Below are 15,530 nucleotides of genomic sequence, written 5' to 3'. Positions count from 1 at the left end.
CCTATGCGACGTCTGCAAGCCATGCTCTACCGCAATCGCTGGCTGTTCAGTCGGCGTATCATTCAGTTACTGATTATTGCCGCTTTTGCCGTTGAATTGCCAGCCGGTGGCTATTTTGCACAAGGCAATCTGTCCTCCAGCGTCTGGTTCGGTATTGGCCTGACGGATCCTTATATCTGGCTGCAATCACTATTCGCTGGTGCTCCTTTGGGCAAGGCAGCGCTGATCGGTGTGGCTATCGTGGCCGTGTTTTACCTGCTTCTGGGCGGGCGCATTTACTGCAGTTGGGTATGCCCGATTAACCTGGTGACGGATTTGTCTTACTGGGTACGACAAAAGTTAAATATCAAAAGCAATTTCACGCTCTCAAAAAACCTGCGCGTGGCGATATTGGGGTTATCGCTGCTGCTGTCACTGCTTTCCGGCACCCTGGCCTGGGAGACGATCAATCCGATCACCTTGTTCCAGCGCGAACTGATGTGGGGTTCAGTCGCAGGCGCAACGGTGCTAGCCAGTATTTTCCTGTTCGATGTGTTTGTGACGCGCCGTGGCTGGTGCAGCCATATTTGCCCGGTCGGTGCGTTTTATTCCGAGCTGGGGCGAATGGGTCGTTTACGCGTCAAAGCTACCCAGCTGGGGGCTTGTCACGGTTGTGCTGAATGCATCAAGGTCTGCCCGGAGCCACATGTGCTGGCACCTGTGGTAGCGAAGAAAGCGGCTTTTGTCACGTCAGGTGATTGCACCCGCTGCGGGGCTTGCCTGGACCAGTGTTCGACGGGGGCTTTAGCGATGAATCTCAGCTTTAAAAAACAGGGCGAGTTCAAAGGCATTTCTGTGGTGAGTGAGCACTAGCCGTGCTTGTTTCAACCGTATGACGCAGATGCCAAGTGATGCCGATTTTTGCCATCAGACGCCCGCGCTGACCATTAGAATTCTCTTACCAAATACACTGGATTTCATGATGAACACTCAATCAAAACAAGCATGGTTACCCGTGACCACCCTCACCAGTTTGCTGTTTGTCGCAGCGCTGGGTTTGGCCTCACAAGCAGCCTGGGCTGATGGTGCGGCACTGGCAGACAAAGGCGGTTGCCTGGCTTGCCACAATGTCGATAGCCGCAAGGTTGGCCCGGCATTTAAAGATGTTTCTGCCAAATATAAAGGCCAGGATGTGCAGGCGACATTGATCGAAAAAATTAAAACAGGCGGACGTGGCAATTGGGGCGTGTTGCCTATGCCGCCTAATGCTGGCAAATTGAGCGATGAGGAATTCAAAGAAGTGGTGCAGTGGATTACTTCTCTATAAAAAATGGTTGATATCCATTCTGACGGGGCAATTGCCCCGTTTTTTTACATCTGTTGCTGGCATGGAGCTGCGTTTCTTGCTATGTTCAGTATTTGCGCAAAGATTTTTAGCTAAAAAGCGTTAATTTTATCGTTGGCGTGACGTTATTTCAGGTATTGAATGCCGCTCAATATGTGAGTACAAAAATGGTGAATGATGAACAGCGAAGATTAGAAAAACTCTACGCCCTAGGGCTGCTCGACTCTGCGCCTGAGGATTTTTTCGACACCATTACCAGGGTTGCCTCGACCATTCTTGATACACCGATCTCGCTGATTTCACTGGTGGATGAACATCGGCAATGGTTTAAGTCCAAACACGGGGTTGAGGTGTCAGAAACCGCACGCGATATTTCTTTTTGCACGCACGCGGTTGAAAGCGGTGAGCAGCTGATTGTTGAGAATGCGCTGACCGATGAGCGCTTTGCCAAAAATCCGCTGGTGTTGAATGCCCCCAATATCCGTTTTTATGCCGGCATCCCGATCAAAAGCCTGGAAGGTTATGCGCTGGGCACACTATGCGTCATTGATGAAAAACCTAAAAAACCTACTGAAAAAGAGTTGGCTGCGCTGAATGACCTGGCACATCTTGCGACGCGTGAGTTGCAGTTCCGTGAGCGCATGCTGGCAGCCAAACAATCGCTTCAAAGCTCTGAAAGCAAATTTAAAACCCTATTTGAAAATGCAGCCATTGGCATTGCCATGGTGAAGCCAAACGGCAGTTGGTTAGAAGTGAACGAAGAGTTATGCCGAATCGTTGACTATTCCAAGGCGGAGTTATTGCCGCTGACATTTCAGGATATTACTTTGCCTGAGGATTTAAACACTGATTTAAATCTGCTGGATCAATTAGTCGCCGGTAAGTTAAATCGTTATCAGCTTGAAAAAAGATACGTGAAAAAAAGTGGTGAGCCGGTGTGGGTTTAACTGACTGTCACCAAGCAGTTAAACCCCGCGGGCGAACTCGATTATTTTGTGGCGATTGTCAAAGATATCCAAAGTGCCAAAGAAACAGAAGCGGCGCTGACCTTGTTACGTAAAACGCTGGAAGAGAAAGTCAGCCAGCGTACTGAAGAGCTTAAACAGGCAAACAAATCCATGCTGGCGGCCTATCAGGAAAAAGCGGCCTCGGAGCAGCTGTTACAAAATGCAGAGTTAGAGCTGCGCACCATTTTAGATAACGCCAACGACGCCTACGTGTGCATGGATGCAGAAGGCATTGTCAAAGCCTGGAATAAGCAGGCGGAGCATATATTCGGCTGGGGCGATGAGGAGGCGATCGGTCGCAAGCTGGATAAGCTGATTATTCCTAATGAGTTGCAGCAGGCACATCAGGCAGGCATGCGGCGGTTTGCACTGGAAAAACAGTCAGACATGATGGGCAAGCGCATCGAGCTTGAAGCGATGAGGAAAGATGGCGTGCGTATCCCGATAGAGTTGCAGGTGAATGTGCTGGAGATCAATGATCAAACGCTGTTTACCTCGTTTCTCAGGGATATTACCGATAGAAAACAACTGGAAAGTCTACTCAAAAACGAAGCCCGCAATGACCCCTTAACCGGCCTGCCCAACCGGCGCAAGCTGGAAGAGATACTGCCTATTGCGGTGCAACGTGCCAAAGCCAATCAAACTACGCTGTCTATTTTGTTTGTTGACCTGGATGGTTTTAAATCGGTGAATGATACTTATGGCCACAATGTCGGCGATATGCTGTTGCGCGAGGTTGCCAACAGGATAGATAAGTCCACGCGTCAGTCTGACACGGTTGCCCGCTATGCCGGTGACGAGTTTATTATTGTGCTGGAAGGGGTCAGTCAAGTTTCTGACGCGACCAGAATTGCAGAAAAAATTCTGCATACGATCTCAGAACCATTTCACTTTAACCAGGTGACCTTAAATATCACCGTCAGTATTGGTATTGCTTATTACACCAGTGAGCATTCTCAGGAAACGCAACCCACCGAGCTTATCCGGCAAGCGGACAAGGCCATGTATACCGCCAAGAAAAACGGTAAAAATGGTGTGTTTATGGTTGAAACAGTGTAGATCATTATTGAGGCAGGGTAGACATGCCACTGCCAGTCATCTTAACGTATGAAAATAATGCACATGACATCTTGCATGGGCGTATAGTGAATTGAAACCCTCTCGGATATCGTCTTACCTTCTCCTCTTTGTGGTCGTTTGAGGTCTTCTCACTTAAGTCATTGTCTTTATTTGTCGTTTTAAGCCTCTTGCTCGTGCTTCCCTAGTAGCGCTTTTACTTCAGTGGCATGCGTTTGAGTCGTATAGATTCACAACGTAACACGCAGTGTGCGTGGGTGTCTTCGTGATTGCTGCTCTTTCATCCCTGACTCGCCCCCGTCTAGATAGCTCTAAAGGAGCAAGCCATGGATAGAAAAGTATTTTTCAGCGATGGTGGTGTCATCATCAGCGACAGCCGCTTTATCGCGAGCGGTTATATATACAATATACGTGACATCATTTCAGTACGGCTGGGCGTGGTTGAGCCGCCGCGAAGTCTGGCGGTTTTCATCCTCTCTATCGGATTATTATTTCTGCTGACCGAAGGCGCGCTATTTGTCGTGGGCGGTTGTTTAATCGCGCTTGGTGTGATGACGTGGCTGTTTGTCAAAACGAGCTATGTTGTGGTGATAAAGACTGCCACGGGCGAGCATAAGGTACTGAAAGATCACAATAGCAGCTATATTGAGCAGGTTATTCGGGCGCTGGATGCTGCCTTGATTAATCGAGGCGTGTCTGCGGTGAGTGGTTCTGTGCCTGTGCGAGGATCATCTCACGTCACGCATACGGATTTTCCACCGATGTCACCGCCACTGATTGAGTGAGGCGGTGCTTGCTACTCGTCTTCACTGAAGGCGCCGTGAAAATCGATCAGTTCGATCACGCCTTTGGCGCGCATATGGCCAATAAAGCCGCTGCCTTCTTTTGTCAGCTGGCTTTCTTGCGATTGCCTGCCTTCCCGAATGTCGCCATTGGCCCTTAACGGACGGCGGAAAACGGCTTGATGAAACCTGAGTGAGGCTTCGCCTATGCCTTTGCGTTTGCACTTTTCCAGGTCCAGCACGGTGATCAGGTAGCTCTCGGCACCTTGTATGCCTTTGCTAAACTGAAAATCAATCACACCGACCTGCTCGTGATCGAGTAAGACAACAATTTCCTCGCCTGTTTCGTTGAGATTCAGGGTATAAGTCTGGCCATCTTTTGCCAGAAACGTTTTTTGATGCATATCGCTATCCTTATATGTCTGTGCCAGCACAGGGTTTGCACCTTATTCAAGGCAAGTATAGCGGTTACTGGTCACCAAAAAGCCCCGCTAAATTGTTATTAATAGTTAATTATTGATATTTTCGTGTTAAAATTTTATTCATTGATAACAATGGAGATGCGCTATGGAAGAAGCAATCTATTTCAGCCATCAAGGCGTCAGCGTGAGTAACAGTCGCTTTATTGTTAACGGTAAAACCATCGCCATTAAAAGCGTGACCACGATAGAGCGCAGAATCCTCAAACCGCAACTTGGTTTTGCCCGCGTATGCCTATTCGGTGGCCTGGCGCTGTTGTTCGGCAGTGGCAGCTTGCCGCTGGTGGGTATTTTTTCAATCATTTATGGCGGTGTGCTGTGGTTTTTAGCCACGCCCAGATATTCAATCGTCATCCACACGCCAGCAGGTGAACATCAGGCATTAGTCAGCGAAAACAGCTTGGACGCAGAAAACGTGCTCACAGCTTTGAATGTAGCGATTGCTTTAAGAGGCGATGCCAGCTAGGGACTCTTTAAGTTGTTGAATGGCTGCGTTTCCCGCAGCCATTCAATCATGAAGCGCAGACTGATATAACACTGACGCTTATCACCCCGCGAGTTTCTGCTCTAACTCTTTCAATCGCGCCTCCAAAGCGGCAATCTTTTGATCACGCGCCTGAATCGCTGGTATGACATCCTCTACTTTCAACAGCTTGGGGATATGTTTAGGGCAGTTCGCATCCCAGGCCTTGATCGTAAACACAATCACACGCTCCACCCTTGCCTGATAATCCGGCGAATAGACGCGAGCTGCCAAGTCACGGTCGTCTGTCACCACTTTAGCTTCTCCCCAGATTTTGATGCGTTGCGCATTGGCATAATCCATCAGAAATAGCTGGGCTTTCGGATTTTCATCCAGATTACCCGCAGTGATGTATTGCTTGTTACCGGCATAATCCGCAAAGGCCAGTGTTTGCTCGTCGAGCACATGTAAAAAACCACGCGGGCCGCCGCGATGCTGCATATAAGGTTGCCCCTGGGCATTGGCGGTAGCCATATACATGCTGGTTTGCTCAGCAATAAAGTCGGCAAGCACAGGCGTGACACGGGACTCCCAGCCGCGCGTACTCTCGAATTTCGCATAGCCCGCTCTTGAGCCATGTTGTTCTTGCCTGGCTTTCACCGCCGGGGTGAACGCGATATCGCTGGGGGACGCGAAATCTGCAAGCAAATGTGTCGTCATGATTTTCTCCTGGCTTTGTTTACGTATGGACAAATTCTAGTCAATAATGCGAATGAGAGAATCAGGGCTAGCTGCAATACATTATTTCATCAGGAGAAATACTATCGACCAGTTTCACTTAATGCGTGTGTTTGCGAGCGTGGCCGAAGAGGGCGGATTTGCGGCAGCCTCACGCAAGCTGGATATTTCTCCAGCGGCGGTGACGCGTGCTGTGGTTGCCCTAGAGGAGCAGTTAGGCGCCAGGCTGTTACAAAGAACGACGCGCAATGTGCGCTTCACGGACGCAGGCCGCCAGTATTACGAGCATGTACGCGCCATCCTGGTGAGTATCGCAGAGGCGAATGAGGCCGTCGCCGAGAGTAATGCCACGCCACGCGGTACGCTGTCGATCACGGCGCCGGTGATGTTCGGCCGCATGTTCGTCATGCCATGCATTATTGACTATATGCAACGCTATCCGCAGGTCAAAATCATTGCGCATTTGGTCGACCGCGTGACCAACCTGGTGGATGAAGGCATGGATGTGGCGATCCGTATTGGTCACTTGCCTGATTCCGGGCTGCGGGCCATCAAAGTGGGGGAGGTCAGGCGTGTGTTATGTGCATCGCCCGCTTATCTCGAAAAGTCCGGCACGCCCAAGCTGCCTGCTGACCTTTCAAAGCATTCCATCATCTCATCAAGCGCCGTTTCACCGCATACTGAGTGGCATTTTCGATCTCATAGTGAGCAATCTAATGGCGAGCCTTTATTGCTGAGGATGGATCCGCGATTGACCGTCACCAGCAATGATGCGGCCTTAGCCGCTGCAGCAGGTGGTTTAGGTATCGCGCGATTGCTTTCATATCAGGTATGGAGTGAAGTAGAAAATAAGGCATTGCGACTGATCCTTGAAACTTTTGAAGAAGCCCCCTGGCCGGTACATGTCGTGCACCGGGAAGACAAATTAGGCTCTTCCAAAGTCCGTAGCTTTATAGACGAGATGGTCGAAAATTTACGCAGCCATCCCACCTTAAATCCCAAGTGATCTTACGCTAGGCGAAACAATCCATTTCCCCCTGAGTAGTTTTTCTTGCTGCCTTCTGTACCTAGAATCCGGCTGTCAATCAATGACATGACCAGATCAAAGGAGATCACTATGAAAGCAGCTATCATTATTTTTTCAGACCCAACACACGGCGGCGAAGAGGCACTTGGCCGCGCATTCAATGGCCTAGCAGCCGCCTACGACTTCAAGCAAAACAACATAGACGTCGCTATTTATTTTCAAGGCACCGGCACGCGCTGGGTCAGCCATCTGACTAAAGTCGGCCATCCGCTCTATCAACTATATGCCGCAGTTTCTGACGTGACGGTTGGCGTTTCGTGCGGGTGCGCCGATGTCTTCGGTGCGCGCGAGGATGCTGAGGCGAATGGTTTTAATCTGGTGACGGATAACAGTGTGCCGGGAACCTCGGGGCTGCCAAGCATTGCCCAGTTATCACATGACGGGTACACGATTTTCAGTTTTTGATGATCGTGAAACCTCGCAGCCGGGCCCCTGTTGAAAGGGGCTGGCTGTCATCGCATTGACCATTTTGCAGCCTTGATTTGCCGTTCTCGGGTGATGTCAGACTATTTACATAAAATAATCTGATTTTTGTTACAATAAAAACTGATTGTTGTTACAATAAAATCCATGGACAGTGAAGACAAAAAAAATGGTGGCAAACGGCCTGGTTCAGGACGCAAGCTTGGGACGGGTACCTATAAGGAAAATACCAGTGTCATCCGTGTGCCTGACAGCCAAAAGCCGGTCATCGCCAATTTTCTGGAGGCGTATGCGAAGAAGCAACGCCTTCAACAACTGGAAGGCCAGCTGGATAGTATTGCGGAGTTTACGCAGCTATGTGAAGAGCTGGATAACTTAAGCCTGCCACTGTATCAGTCCAAGGTGCCCGCTGGTTTGCCATCGCCGGCAGATAGCGATGAAGAGTCGCGTATGGACCCTAATGGCTATCTGATTGATGACCCGGCAAATACCTTTTTTGTCACGATCCAGGGGGAGTCGATGATCGAAGCGGGCTTGCTACCCGGCGATAAAGCGATTGTGAATAAAAGAAAGCAGGCCTCCATAGGTGACATCGTGCTGGCCATGATTGATGGCGAGTTCACCATCAAGACCTTAGCCAAACAGAAGAATGGTGATCCCAAGCTATTGCCGGCCAACTCCTCAGGTAAATATGAACCCATCCTCATCCAGGGCAGAATGCAGTTCGCCATCTGGGGTGTCGTCACCGGTTCTTTCAGAAAGTTTTAATCATGACCCGTAAAAACATTATTTCAGCCAACTGGACGAATGCCGTGTGCCGGGCAAACGGCATCAATATTCACTATTTAAGAACAGGCGGCAACAAGCCCACCTTGATCGCGCTGCATGATCTCACCGCGAGTGGCGCGTGCTGGTCACAATTGGCACGTGAGCTTGAAGACCACTTTGACATCATCATGCCGGATGCGCGCGGCCATGGTCAGTCAAGTGCTCCTCTGCATGGATACACCTATCAAGACCACGCCAATGACGTGATCGAACTGATCAGAACGCTAGACATTCAATCGCCTTACCTGCTCGGCCACTCAATGGGCGGCATGACCGCCGCCATGGTTGCCAGCCGCTTAGGCTTTGCGATTGAAGGCATTGTGCTGACCGACCCGACATTTATCAGCCCTGAGTGGCAAGGTCAGCTGGATGAGCGTGAGGCGGTTAAACAGCACCGCCAGATATTGCGGTCCAGCAAAACAGACTTGTTTAAAGAAGCCAAAGCCAGATATCGCTATCGCTCATCTGAGCTGCTGGAACATATGGTTCAAGCCAGGTTCCGCACCAATCCGCGTGCTTTCGATGTGCTGATTCCGCCACACCCGGAGTTTGATGAACTGGTTCGGAATATTTATGTGCCGACCCTGTTAGTGCTTGGCAGCGAAGGCATTGTTTCTACTGAAACCGCGCGTGAGTTACACGTACTCAACCCAGACCTGCAATACAAGTTAATTCCTGATGTTGGGCATGGGCTGCCATATGATGAGCCTGAACGTTTAGCGGCTGCGATTCATACATTCTTAAAACCAACATTCACACCTACCCGGCCCCTGAAGGCGCCAGGCAGTTTTTCAGTCAGTGCCGCAAGTGCTTATTAGGTCGGGAGGCTGCTTCAGTTGAGGTGTGGTGAGTTCACCATCGGCTGGTGAAAAAATAGAGAATGAATGGCGATTCAAGACTCAAACTTCATTAACACTTCTTCATCCGCCACCATGTCCAAAATCTCATCACTGAATGCATCCGTGCACTCGCTAGACCATTCTGCCCCCGCATTGGCATCTGTGGTAAACATGGGCAAAAAGCTCATGTACATAAATCGCCCATCTTCAAGCTTAATTGCTTGCACATCGTCCGGGTGCTCGACCAGATTCCAAGTATCAGGTACATCCATTTCCAGCTGAACAGTGACTAATAGTTTTTTCATACCGCGTCCTTCATCAAATAATGTGCGGTGACTATAGGCGAAATACAAGGAAACACCTAGCTAAGTTTTTATGAGAGTGTGGATAGTAAGGAGCACGGATATACATCACCACTAATTAACTGGCCATCTGTCGAGAATATGAAAGTGGGCACTGGTCAATTAAGACTTCGTTGGATTGAGTGACAGTTGAAACCTATTGCTAGTCATTGCCGAAAAGGGATAGGGAGGATTGCTGAGGTGTATCAGTGTCAGTCCCTACAACGACCTGTACAGTATCTCCAGTATGTAACAGACCACCGCGCAGAATGCGCGCCGTTATACCGCCATGGCCGCGCATAGCGTTGTAACCGCCTGCCCCTAGCACTTGTTCCATTTTTGAGCAGGGCTCACAAGGGCCTGTTATCTCCAACACTACATTACCGATCAATAGATGCAATGGCTGATCTTTAAATAGCGATTTTGTCGCCAGCAGATTGATGCCGGAAACAATCAAATTACGCCTGAGCAAAGCCGGATCAATCTGTAAGTGACCCGTGAACGCTGCTATCACTGGTAAATGCTCTGCTTGCAGCAATGTTACTTGTCGTTTACTTCCATTCGGAGCCGATGACTGGCGCAAACTTGCGCGATCTCCCTGTAATCCAAGGTTGGCAGTGGCATGCACTTGATCTTGTAGCAAACAAGGCTGGCCACGACCAGGACGCAAGTAAATGGCATCCAGCCGCCCATGCTGGCTAAAATGTTGAGTCAATTGACGCAGGGTAACGGTTTGCATGAATGCTCGTGTGGATTGTTGGTAAAGCTATTTACTCACTATTGTTTTACCAATGGGAGCGAGTGAAATGACAGCAAGTTTTAGATGTTGAATACCAAAAGGAATGCCGATGATCGTGACGAAGCAAGCAAGTGCAGAAACCAGATGACCAATTGCCAACCATGCGCCGGCAAAGATAAACCAAATGACGTTTCCAACAAACCCAAGTACACCGGTACCAATATCATCCTTCTGATTTAACACGTTGCGACTCACTGCTTCTCGACCAAATGGTAAGAAGGTAAATTGGCCAATGACAAAACAGGCTTTTCCCCAAGGGATGCCAATGATCGTTATGAACGCCAAAATACCAAAGAACCACCAGGCCAGGCCCATGAAAAAGCCGCCAAAGATGAACCAAAGAAAATTACCAATACTGCGCATTTTTATTCCCCCAGTTTGTATGCGAATTTAAACCAATTTCATATGGCTGACGAGATCATTGGTTAAACATAACTTAAAAAGGGCTGCCCTACAACGACCTGTACAATATCTTCCCCTGTGGCTGGAAAAATTCCTACCTCCACGCCAAGCCAACATAACGGCCAACGAACGCCATCGAGATTACCATCGTATCAACCAGACTATTATGACTAGACTTGGGGCAACAGATGGTGTGAGTTTCGGAACGAGCTTGAAGATGGTCAACGTGAAAACTGCAGAAATAACTAAATGCTGAAATCTGAAATGCTGTTCAGGATTGAGAAAAGAAAAACGGCTCACATTTCTGCAAGCCGTCTTTTATATTAAGGTGTGCGGGGATCGAACCCACGCCAAACGGATTGAAAGAAAGCTAAACGGTTTTACAACTATTATTAATCAATGACTTACAACGCTCGCAACTTTGTATTTTTAGTCTAAATTAGTTACATTCAGTCACTTTCAATCTAATTAAGTTACGTTTTAGCTACGGACTCGAACAGATTAAAAACCTAATTCAAAGGGTCAATCAAGAATTGTATAGCCAAATTTAGAGCATCAACACTTTCTCCTCCAGTTGCTTTTGTGTAACTCAAAACGGCACTGATGATTGCATTACAAGGCTCGATCATATAACTATACACTTAGGGCATAATTACAAGCTCTAAGGAGTAAGCAGGAAAAGTAATTGAGAGTTGCATTTAAACAAGTTGATGTATTCACAAAGACACCATTCAAAGGGAATCCTGTTGCTGTGATTCTTGAAGGTGATGGCTTAACGACCATTCAAATGCAGCAAATAGCCAACTGGACAAACCTATCCGAGACCACCTTCGTACTGACTCCAAGTGATGCTAAAGCTGATTATCGAGTGCGTATCTTTACACCTAATGCTGAGCTGCCATTCGCTGGTCATCCAACACTAGGCACTGCTCATGCCTTGCTAGAAGCTGGGATTATTCATGACCGTGAAGGTGTGGTGATTCAGGAGTGCGAAGCTGGTCTAATCAAACTGACCGTGACTGTAGATTCTGAAGGTGAACAGAGCATTGCTTTTGATTTACCTGAGCCTAAGTTATCTCAATTAACAGTCAGCCAGCATGATGAGCTAGAAGCTATCTTAGGATGTCCCTTGAAGTCGGACAGCAAACCTATGTTGGTTGATGTGGGTGCTCGCTGGTTAGTTACTCAATTATCGAGCGCTAAGGATGTCTTGGCAGCTAAACCAGATCTACAGCGGATGAAGATTCAAGACAGTGCACATGGATATACTGGAGTCGTAATCTTTGGAGAGTATGAAGCAGATTCTATTGCGTCTCTTGAGGTGAGAGCTTTTGCGCCAGCTCATGGTGTGAATGAAGACCCAGTGTGTGGAAGTGGTAACGGTGCTGTAGCTGCTTACATTCGTGCCACTGGTCAAGTAGAACTTTTGGGGAAAGACCTTATAGCCTCTCAAGGTGCTGCTATTGGCCGGGCTGGTTTTTTGCAGTTGTCCATTAGTGATTCAGTGATTCAGGTTGGTGGTAATTCACTAACATGCATACAAGGTACACTAACCATCTAATGTACTGCCACCTAACATTCGGATCCTGTATTAACGTTCGTCACTTCAAAAATCCTGAAACACCGGAATTCTGAAAAACTGCTAAAACTTTGCTTGCTTGAAAATAGTGAAAAACTGAAATCTAAAACTCTGAGTAGCCGTTCGGCATTGAGAAAAGAAAAACGGCTCACATTTCTGCGAGCCGTCTTTTGTATTTTGGTAGGGTGTGCGGGGATCGAACCCACGACAAACGGATTAAAAGTCCGCTAGTCTTGAATATTTTCAAGCGGTTAAAAAAGCCAAGTTAGTAATCACTATCTTGGCTTTGCTTTTCTGACTGGTGCGCCCGGCGGGAGTCGAACCCACGACCCTTGGCTTCGGAAACCAATACTCTATCCAGCTGAGCTACGGGCGCAATCCTGCCATTATAGCAAATAAGTCGCGCTGGCTTGGCGCGTGCCGTCTATTTTCTCTTCTTGCCTGCTGCGCACAACTACGCGTCTGAAATAATATTGTCATAGTGCGGGGCTATGCTTGCCTGAGGAAATATTAAGATTGTTTAAGGGTATTGCACTATGAAAGCCATGATTTTGGCCGCGGGTAAGGGCACACGTGTTCGTCCGCTGACGTATGAATTGCCTAAGCCGATGATCCCGGTGTTGGGTAAGCCGGTGATGGCGTATCTGATCGAGCATCTGGCCATGCATGGCGTAGCCGATATCATGGTGAATGTGAGTTATCTGCACCAGAAGATTCAGGATTACTTTGAAGATGGCCATCGTTTTGGCGTGAATATTGGCTATTCGTTTGAGGGCGATATTGTCGACGGCAAGATCGTGCCACATGCGGTGGGCTCTGCCGGAGGCATGCGCAAGATCCAGGACTTTAGTGGCTTTTTTGATGACACGACGATTGTATTGTGCGGTGATGCGATTATTGACCTGGACATTACGCGGGCGGTGAAAGAGCACAAGGAAAAAGGCGCGTTGGCGAGCCTGGTGACCATGCAGGTGCCTATGGATAAGGTGTCTGGCTATGGTGTGGTGGTGACTAATAATGAAGGCCGTATCATTTCTTTTCAGGAGAAGCCTAGCCAGTTAGAGGCGCGCTCCAACTGGGCGAGTACCGGTATTTATATTTTCGAACCTGAAGTATTAGACCTGATTCCTTCCGGCAGTGAGTTTGATATTGGCTCGGATTTGTTCCCTTTATTGGTGCAGCGCGGCCTGCCGTTTTACGCGATCCAGCATCCGTTTAACTGGATTGATATTGGCGTGGTAAGCGATTACTGGCTGGTGATGCAGCAAATGATGCAGGGTTTTTTCCCATCGATGCCGATTCCGGGCAAGCAGGTCAAACCTGGTGTGTGGGTAGGGCTGAATGTGCATATTGATTGGGAACACACGCAGATTGAGGGGCCGGTGTATATCGGCTCCGGTTCGCGTATTGATAAAAATACCCGGATTATCGGCCCGACCTGGATTAACGCTGGTTGCCATATCCAGCGCGACAGCACGGTGATTCGCTCGATTTTGTTTGATTACACGCGTATTGCCCAGGGTTATGCGATTGAAGACCGCATTGTGTGCGGCGAGTATTGTGTCGACCGCAATGGCCGCATGGTGCATATGGATGATGACAATTGCGACATTATCTGGACTGATGCACGCGAGAAAGTGGTTTATCCGCAAAACTACGCTTATGCCAGACTGTAGTCTGTAGTCCGTTGCCATGTTTCTGACATGCCAGCGTCAAGGATTTGTCATGTTGGGTGACTATGCTCTCTGGAATTTTGAGGAGAGGGTAAACACATGAAAAAAATGACTTTAATGATGGGCTTGCTGTTCGGTAGCATGAGCATGGCACAAGCGGCAACAACGTACCAAATTAGCAAAGAGTGGACATTTGCCCACAGTGGTGGTGGCTATTTGTCTGAAATCCCGGCCTTTGATGCGACCACCAACACTTTGTGGGTGGCTGGCGTAAAAGGGGTAGACGTATTAGATGCGCACACCGGTAGCTTGCTGCAACGCATTGATACCAGTGCTTATGGCAGTATCAACAGCGTGAGCATCAGTAACGGCATGGCTGCATTTGCCATTGAAAACAATACACGTACCAATGCTGGTATCGTGCAGTTGTATAACACTTCCAGCAGAAGCCTGGCCGCAGGCACCAACACATTCACCGTGGGTGCATTGCCAGACATGCTGACATTCACTCCAGATGGCAGCAAAATTCTGGTCGCCAACGAAGGCACGCCAAATGTCTATGGCTCACGTATCGGCAACAGCGTACCACGCGTCTATGGCGCATCTGCCAATGACCCGGTCGGTAGCGTCACAATTATTGATGTGACCAGCCGCACTGTGGCTGCGACGGCCACTTTGGCCGGTGTGGCAACTTCTGGCAGCCATATCCGCACCAACACCGGTATGGACTTCGAGCCGGAATATATTGCAGTAAGTGCTGACGGCAGCAAAGCCTATGTCACGCTGCAAGAAGCCAACGCGATTGGTATCCTGGACCTGAACACAAACTCTTTCACAAAAGTGGTGGGCCTGGGCGCGAAAGACTTCAGTCAGCCGGGTAACAGTATCGACCCGCTCAATAATGGCAGCGTTAATTTTATCAGCGCTAACGTAAAGGGCTTGTACATGCCTGATGGGATTGCGACCTACGACGTGGCTGGCAATACTTACCTGGTGACAGCTAACGAAGGTGATTTCCGTGAAGATGACGGTGACCGCTCTGCTGCCAGTTCACTGGGCGCGACTGGCGACTTGGCCAATATCCGCGTGTCGAATACTGATTCATCTCCAGGCGATCTGTACGCAGCAGGCGCACGCTCTTTCAGCATCCGTGATGCTGATGGCAACCTGGTGTACGACAGTGGCGATATCCTCGATAAAGAAGCGTTTGCACGTGGTATTTATGATGATGGCCGTAGCCGTGACAAAGGTGTGGAGCCAGAAGGCGTAGACCTGTTCACACTGGGTGGCCGCACCATTGCTGCGGTGGGTCTGGAAAGAACCCTGAAAGGCGCGATTGCGCTGTTTGATATTACTGACCCGACCAAGGTCAGCTTTATCGACATGATCGTGTCTGATGGTGATCTGGCGCCAGAAGGCCTGGTCGCCTTTGAAAAAGACGGCTCTATCTTCCTGGCATTTGCCAACGAAGGTTCCAACACGACTTCCTTGTTCCGTATCAGTGCAGTGCCTGAGCCAGGCTCTGCTGCAATGCTGGGCTTGGGCCTGGTCGCGATGGCTGCCATGCGTCGTCGTCAGAAGTAATCGGACATTCTGACTACATTCAGCCGGGCATGGCAACATGCCCGGCTGTTTGTTTTTAGGTACATGGAAAAGCCCGCGCGCGCGTTTCCTGTCCAGTCGTTCTGC

General features: G+C 49.0%; 18 protein-coding genes and 1 tRNA gene. 13 read left to right on the top strand and 6 right to left on the bottom strand.

Going from position 1 to position 15,530, the window contains the following annotated elements; translation table 11 throughout:
- Nucleotides 1-3 precede the first annotated feature (3 nt).
- From napH to MET42_RS0111680, 5 genes are all read left to right on the top strand, one after another.
- Nucleotides 4-852, top strand: coding sequence for a quinol dehydrogenase ferredoxin subunit NapH (napH, locus tag MET42_RS0111700; protein WP_029512422.1), 849 nt, complete (start codon nt 4-6; stop codon nt 850-852).
- A 109-nt stretch (nt 853-961) separates the two neighbouring features.
- Entirely contained in the window at nt 962-1,306 is a 345-nt protein-coding gene (locus tag MET42_RS14435; RefSeq protein ID WP_051089056.1) for a c-type cytochrome, read from the top strand.
- A gap of 185 nt (nt 1,307-1,491) precedes the next feature.
- On the top strand, nt 1,492-2,271 hold the full coding sequence (locus MET42_RS14965; RefSeq protein WP_019883205.1) for a GAF domain-containing protein: 780 nt from the start codon (nt 1,492-1,494) through the stop codon (nt 2,269-2,271).
- 48 nt (nt 2,272-2,319) lie between these two features.
- Complete coding sequence (locus MET42_RS14960; protein WP_019883204.1) at nt 2,320-3,390, top strand: sensor domain-containing diguanylate cyclase; 1,071 nt, start codon at nt 2,320-2,322, stop codon at nt 3,388-3,390.
- Between the two features lie 344 nt (nt 3,391-3,734).
- Complete coding sequence (locus MET42_RS0111680; RefSeq protein WP_019883203.1) at nt 3,735-4,193, top strand: DUF6232 family protein; 459 nt, start codon at nt 3,735-3,737, stop codon at nt 4,191-4,193.
- 11 nt (nt 4,194-4,204) lie between these two features.
- Here MET42_RS0111680 and MET42_RS0111675 read toward each other — a convergent pair whose 3' ends face one another.
- A complete protein-coding gene (locus MET42_RS0111675) occupies nt 4,205-4,594 on the bottom strand; it encodes a hypothetical protein (protein ID WP_019883202.1) in 390 nt (129 codons plus the stop codon).
- A 163-nt stretch (nt 4,595-4,757) separates the two neighbouring features.
- On the opposite strand from MET42_RS0111675, the gene MET42_RS0111670 reads away from it, so the two are divergent.
- Entirely contained in the window at nt 4,758-5,135 is a 378-nt protein-coding gene (locus MET42_RS0111670; RefSeq protein WP_019883201.1) for a DUF6232 family protein, read from the top strand.
- An 81-nt stretch (nt 5,136-5,216) separates the two neighbouring features.
- Here the strand turns inward: MET42_RS0111670 and MET42_RS0111665 are convergent, their stop codons facing one another.
- Entirely contained in the window at nt 5,217-5,852 is a 636-nt protein-coding gene (locus tag MET42_RS0111665; RefSeq protein WP_019883199.1) for a pyridoxamine 5'-phosphate oxidase family protein, read from the bottom strand.
- Nucleotides 5,853-5,973: 121 nt separating this feature from the next.
- On the opposite strand from MET42_RS0111665, the gene MET42_RS0111660 reads away from it, so the two are divergent.
- The 4 genes from MET42_RS0111660 to MET42_RS0111645 all read left to right on the top strand — a co-directional run bounded on the left by MET42_RS0111660 (nt 5,974) and on the right by MET42_RS0111645 (nt 9,026).
- Nucleotides 5,974-6,876 (top strand): LysR family transcriptional regulator, encoded by a 903-nt coding sequence (locus MET42_RS0111660; protein ID WP_019883197.1) that lies wholly within the window; start codon nt 5,974-5,976, stop codon nt 6,874-6,876.
- 111 nt (nt 6,877-6,987) lie between these two features.
- Nucleotides 6,988-7,362, top strand: coding sequence for a DsrE family protein (locus MET42_RS0111655; RefSeq protein ID WP_019883195.1), 375 nt, complete (start codon nt 6,988-6,990; stop codon nt 7,360-7,362).
- Nucleotides 7,363-7,527: 165 nt separating this feature from the next.
- Nucleotides 7,528-8,148 carry a LexA family transcriptional regulator gene (locus tag MET42_RS0111650; protein ID WP_019883194.1) on the top strand — a complete coding sequence of 207 codons (621 nt, stop codon included), beginning with the start codon at nt 7,528-7,530 and terminating at the stop codon, nt 8,146-8,148.
- Between the two features lie 2 nt (nt 8,149-8,150).
- Nucleotides 8,151-9,026: an alpha/beta fold hydrolase gene (locus MET42_RS0111645; protein ID WP_019883193.1), complete on the top strand. Its 876-nt coding sequence runs from the start codon at nt 8,151-8,153 to the stop codon at nt 9,024-9,026.
- Between the two features lie 74 nt (nt 9,027-9,100).
- On the opposite strand, the gene MET42_RS0111640 is transcribed toward MET42_RS0111645, so the two are convergent.
- The 3 genes from MET42_RS0111640 to MET42_RS0111630 form a co-directional block, all read right to left on the bottom strand.
- On the bottom strand, nt 9,101-9,352 hold the full coding sequence (locus MET42_RS0111640; protein WP_019883192.1) for a hypothetical protein: 252 nt from the start codon (nt 9,350-9,352) through the stop codon (nt 9,101-9,103).
- A gap of 199 nt (nt 9,353-9,551) precedes the next feature.
- Nucleotides 9,552-10,127 (bottom strand): MOSC domain-containing protein, encoded by a 576-nt coding sequence (locus MET42_RS0111635; protein WP_019883191.1) that lies wholly within the window; start codon nt 10,125-10,127, stop codon nt 9,552-9,554.
- 27 nt (nt 10,128-10,154) lie between these two features.
- Nucleotides 10,155-10,550 carry a YccF domain-containing protein gene (locus MET42_RS0111630; RefSeq protein ID WP_029512419.1) on the bottom strand — a complete coding sequence of 132 codons (396 nt, stop codon included), beginning with the start codon at nt 10,548-10,550 and terminating at the stop codon, nt 10,155-10,157.
- Between the two features lie 724 nt (nt 10,551-11,274).
- Between MET42_RS0111630 and MET42_RS0111625 the strand changes: the two genes are divergently transcribed.
- The gene (locus MET42_RS0111625; RefSeq protein ID WP_019883188.1) at nt 11,275-12,150 is read left to right on the top strand and encodes a PhzF family phenazine biosynthesis protein; all 876 of its coding nucleotides are present in this window, start codon (nt 11,275-11,277) and stop codon (nt 12,148-12,150) included.
- 317 nt (nt 12,151-12,467) lie between these two features.
- On the opposite strand, the gene MET42_RS0111620 is transcribed toward MET42_RS0111625, so the two are convergent.
- Nucleotides 12,468-12,544 (bottom strand) — tRNA-Arg (locus MET42_RS0111620).
- Between the two features lie 160 nt (nt 12,545-12,704).
- On the opposite strand from MET42_RS0111620, the gene MET42_RS0111615 reads away from it, so the two are divergent.
- Together MET42_RS0111615 and MET42_RS0111610 are read left to right on the top strand one after the other, a co-directional pair.
- On the top strand, nt 12,705-13,844 hold the full coding sequence (locus MET42_RS0111615) for a sugar phosphate nucleotidyltransferase (protein WP_019883187.1): 1,140 nt from the start codon (nt 12,705-12,707) through the stop codon (nt 13,842-13,844).
- Between the two features lie 96 nt (nt 13,845-13,940).
- A complete protein-coding gene (locus MET42_RS0111610) occupies nt 13,941-15,425 on the top strand; it encodes a choice-of-anchor I family protein (protein ID WP_019883186.1) in 1,485 nt (494 codons plus the stop codon).
- Nucleotides 15,426-15,530 lie beyond the last annotated feature (105 nt).

The sequence above is a fragment of the Methylophilus sp. 42 genome (genome assembly GCF_000384155.1).
In the GTDB taxonomy this organism is placed as follows: Bacteria; Pseudomonadota; Gammaproteobacteria; order Burkholderiales; family Methylophilaceae; genus Methylophilus.
The sequence above is the reverse complement of the archived record's forward strand: the minus strand, read 5'-3'. Positions and strand labels throughout refer to the sequence as shown.

Coding starts and splice junctions, on each gene's coding strand:
- napH (WP_029512422.1), top strand. CDS start 4: ATGCGACGTCTGCAAGCCATGCTCTACCGCAATCGCTGGCTGTTCAGT.
- MET42_RS14435 (WP_051089056.1), top strand. CDS start 962: ATGAACACTCAATCAAAACAAGCATGGTTACCCGTGACCACCCTCACC.
- MET42_RS14965 (WP_019883205.1), top strand. CDS start 1,492: ATGGTGAATGATGAACAGCGAAGATTAGAAAAACTCTACGCCCTAGGG.
- MET42_RS0111680 (WP_019883203.1), top strand. CDS start 3,735: ATGGATAGAAAAGTATTTTTCAGCGATGGTGGTGTCATCATCAGCGAC.
- MET42_RS0111675 (WP_019883202.1), bottom strand. CDS start 4,594: ATGCATCAAAAAACGTTTCTGGCAAAAGATGGCCAGACTTATACCCTG.
- MET42_RS0111670 (WP_019883201.1), top strand. CDS start 4,758: ATGGAAGAAGCAATCTATTTCAGCCATCAAGGCGTCAGCGTGAGTAAC.
- MET42_RS0111665 (WP_019883199.1), bottom strand. CDS start 5,852: ATGACGACACATTTGCTTGCAGATTTCGCGTCCCCCAGCGATATCGCG.
- MET42_RS0111660 (WP_019883197.1), top strand. CDS start 5,974: ATGCGTGTGTTTGCGAGCGTGGCCGAAGAGGGCGGATTTGCGGCAGCC.
- MET42_RS0111655 (WP_019883195.1), top strand. CDS start 6,988: ATGAAAGCAGCTATCATTATTTTTTCAGACCCAACACACGGCGGCGAA.
- MET42_RS0111650 (WP_019883194.1), top strand. CDS start 7,528: ATGGACAGTGAAGACAAAAAAAATGGTGGCAAACGGCCTGGTTCAGGA.
- MET42_RS0111645 (WP_019883193.1), top strand. CDS start 8,151: ATGACCCGTAAAAACATTATTTCAGCCAACTGGACGAATGCCGTGTGC.
- MET42_RS0111640 (WP_019883192.1), bottom strand. CDS start 9,352: ATGAAAAAACTATTAGTCACTGTTCAGCTGGAAATGGATGTACCTGAT.
- MET42_RS0111635 (WP_019883191.1), bottom strand. CDS start 10,127: ATGCAAACCGTTACCCTGCGTCAATTGACTCAACATTTTAGCCAGCAT.
- MET42_RS0111630 (WP_029512419.1), bottom strand. CDS start 10,550: ATGCGCAGTATTGGTAATTTTCTTTGGTTCATCTTTGGCGGCTTTTTC.
- MET42_RS0111615 (WP_019883187.1), top strand. CDS start 12,705: ATGAAAGCCATGATTTTGGCCGCGGGTAAGGGCACACGTGTTCGTCCG.
- MET42_RS0111610 (WP_019883186.1), top strand. CDS start 13,941: ATGAAAAAAATGACTTTAATGATGGGCTTGCTGTTCGGTAGCATGAGC.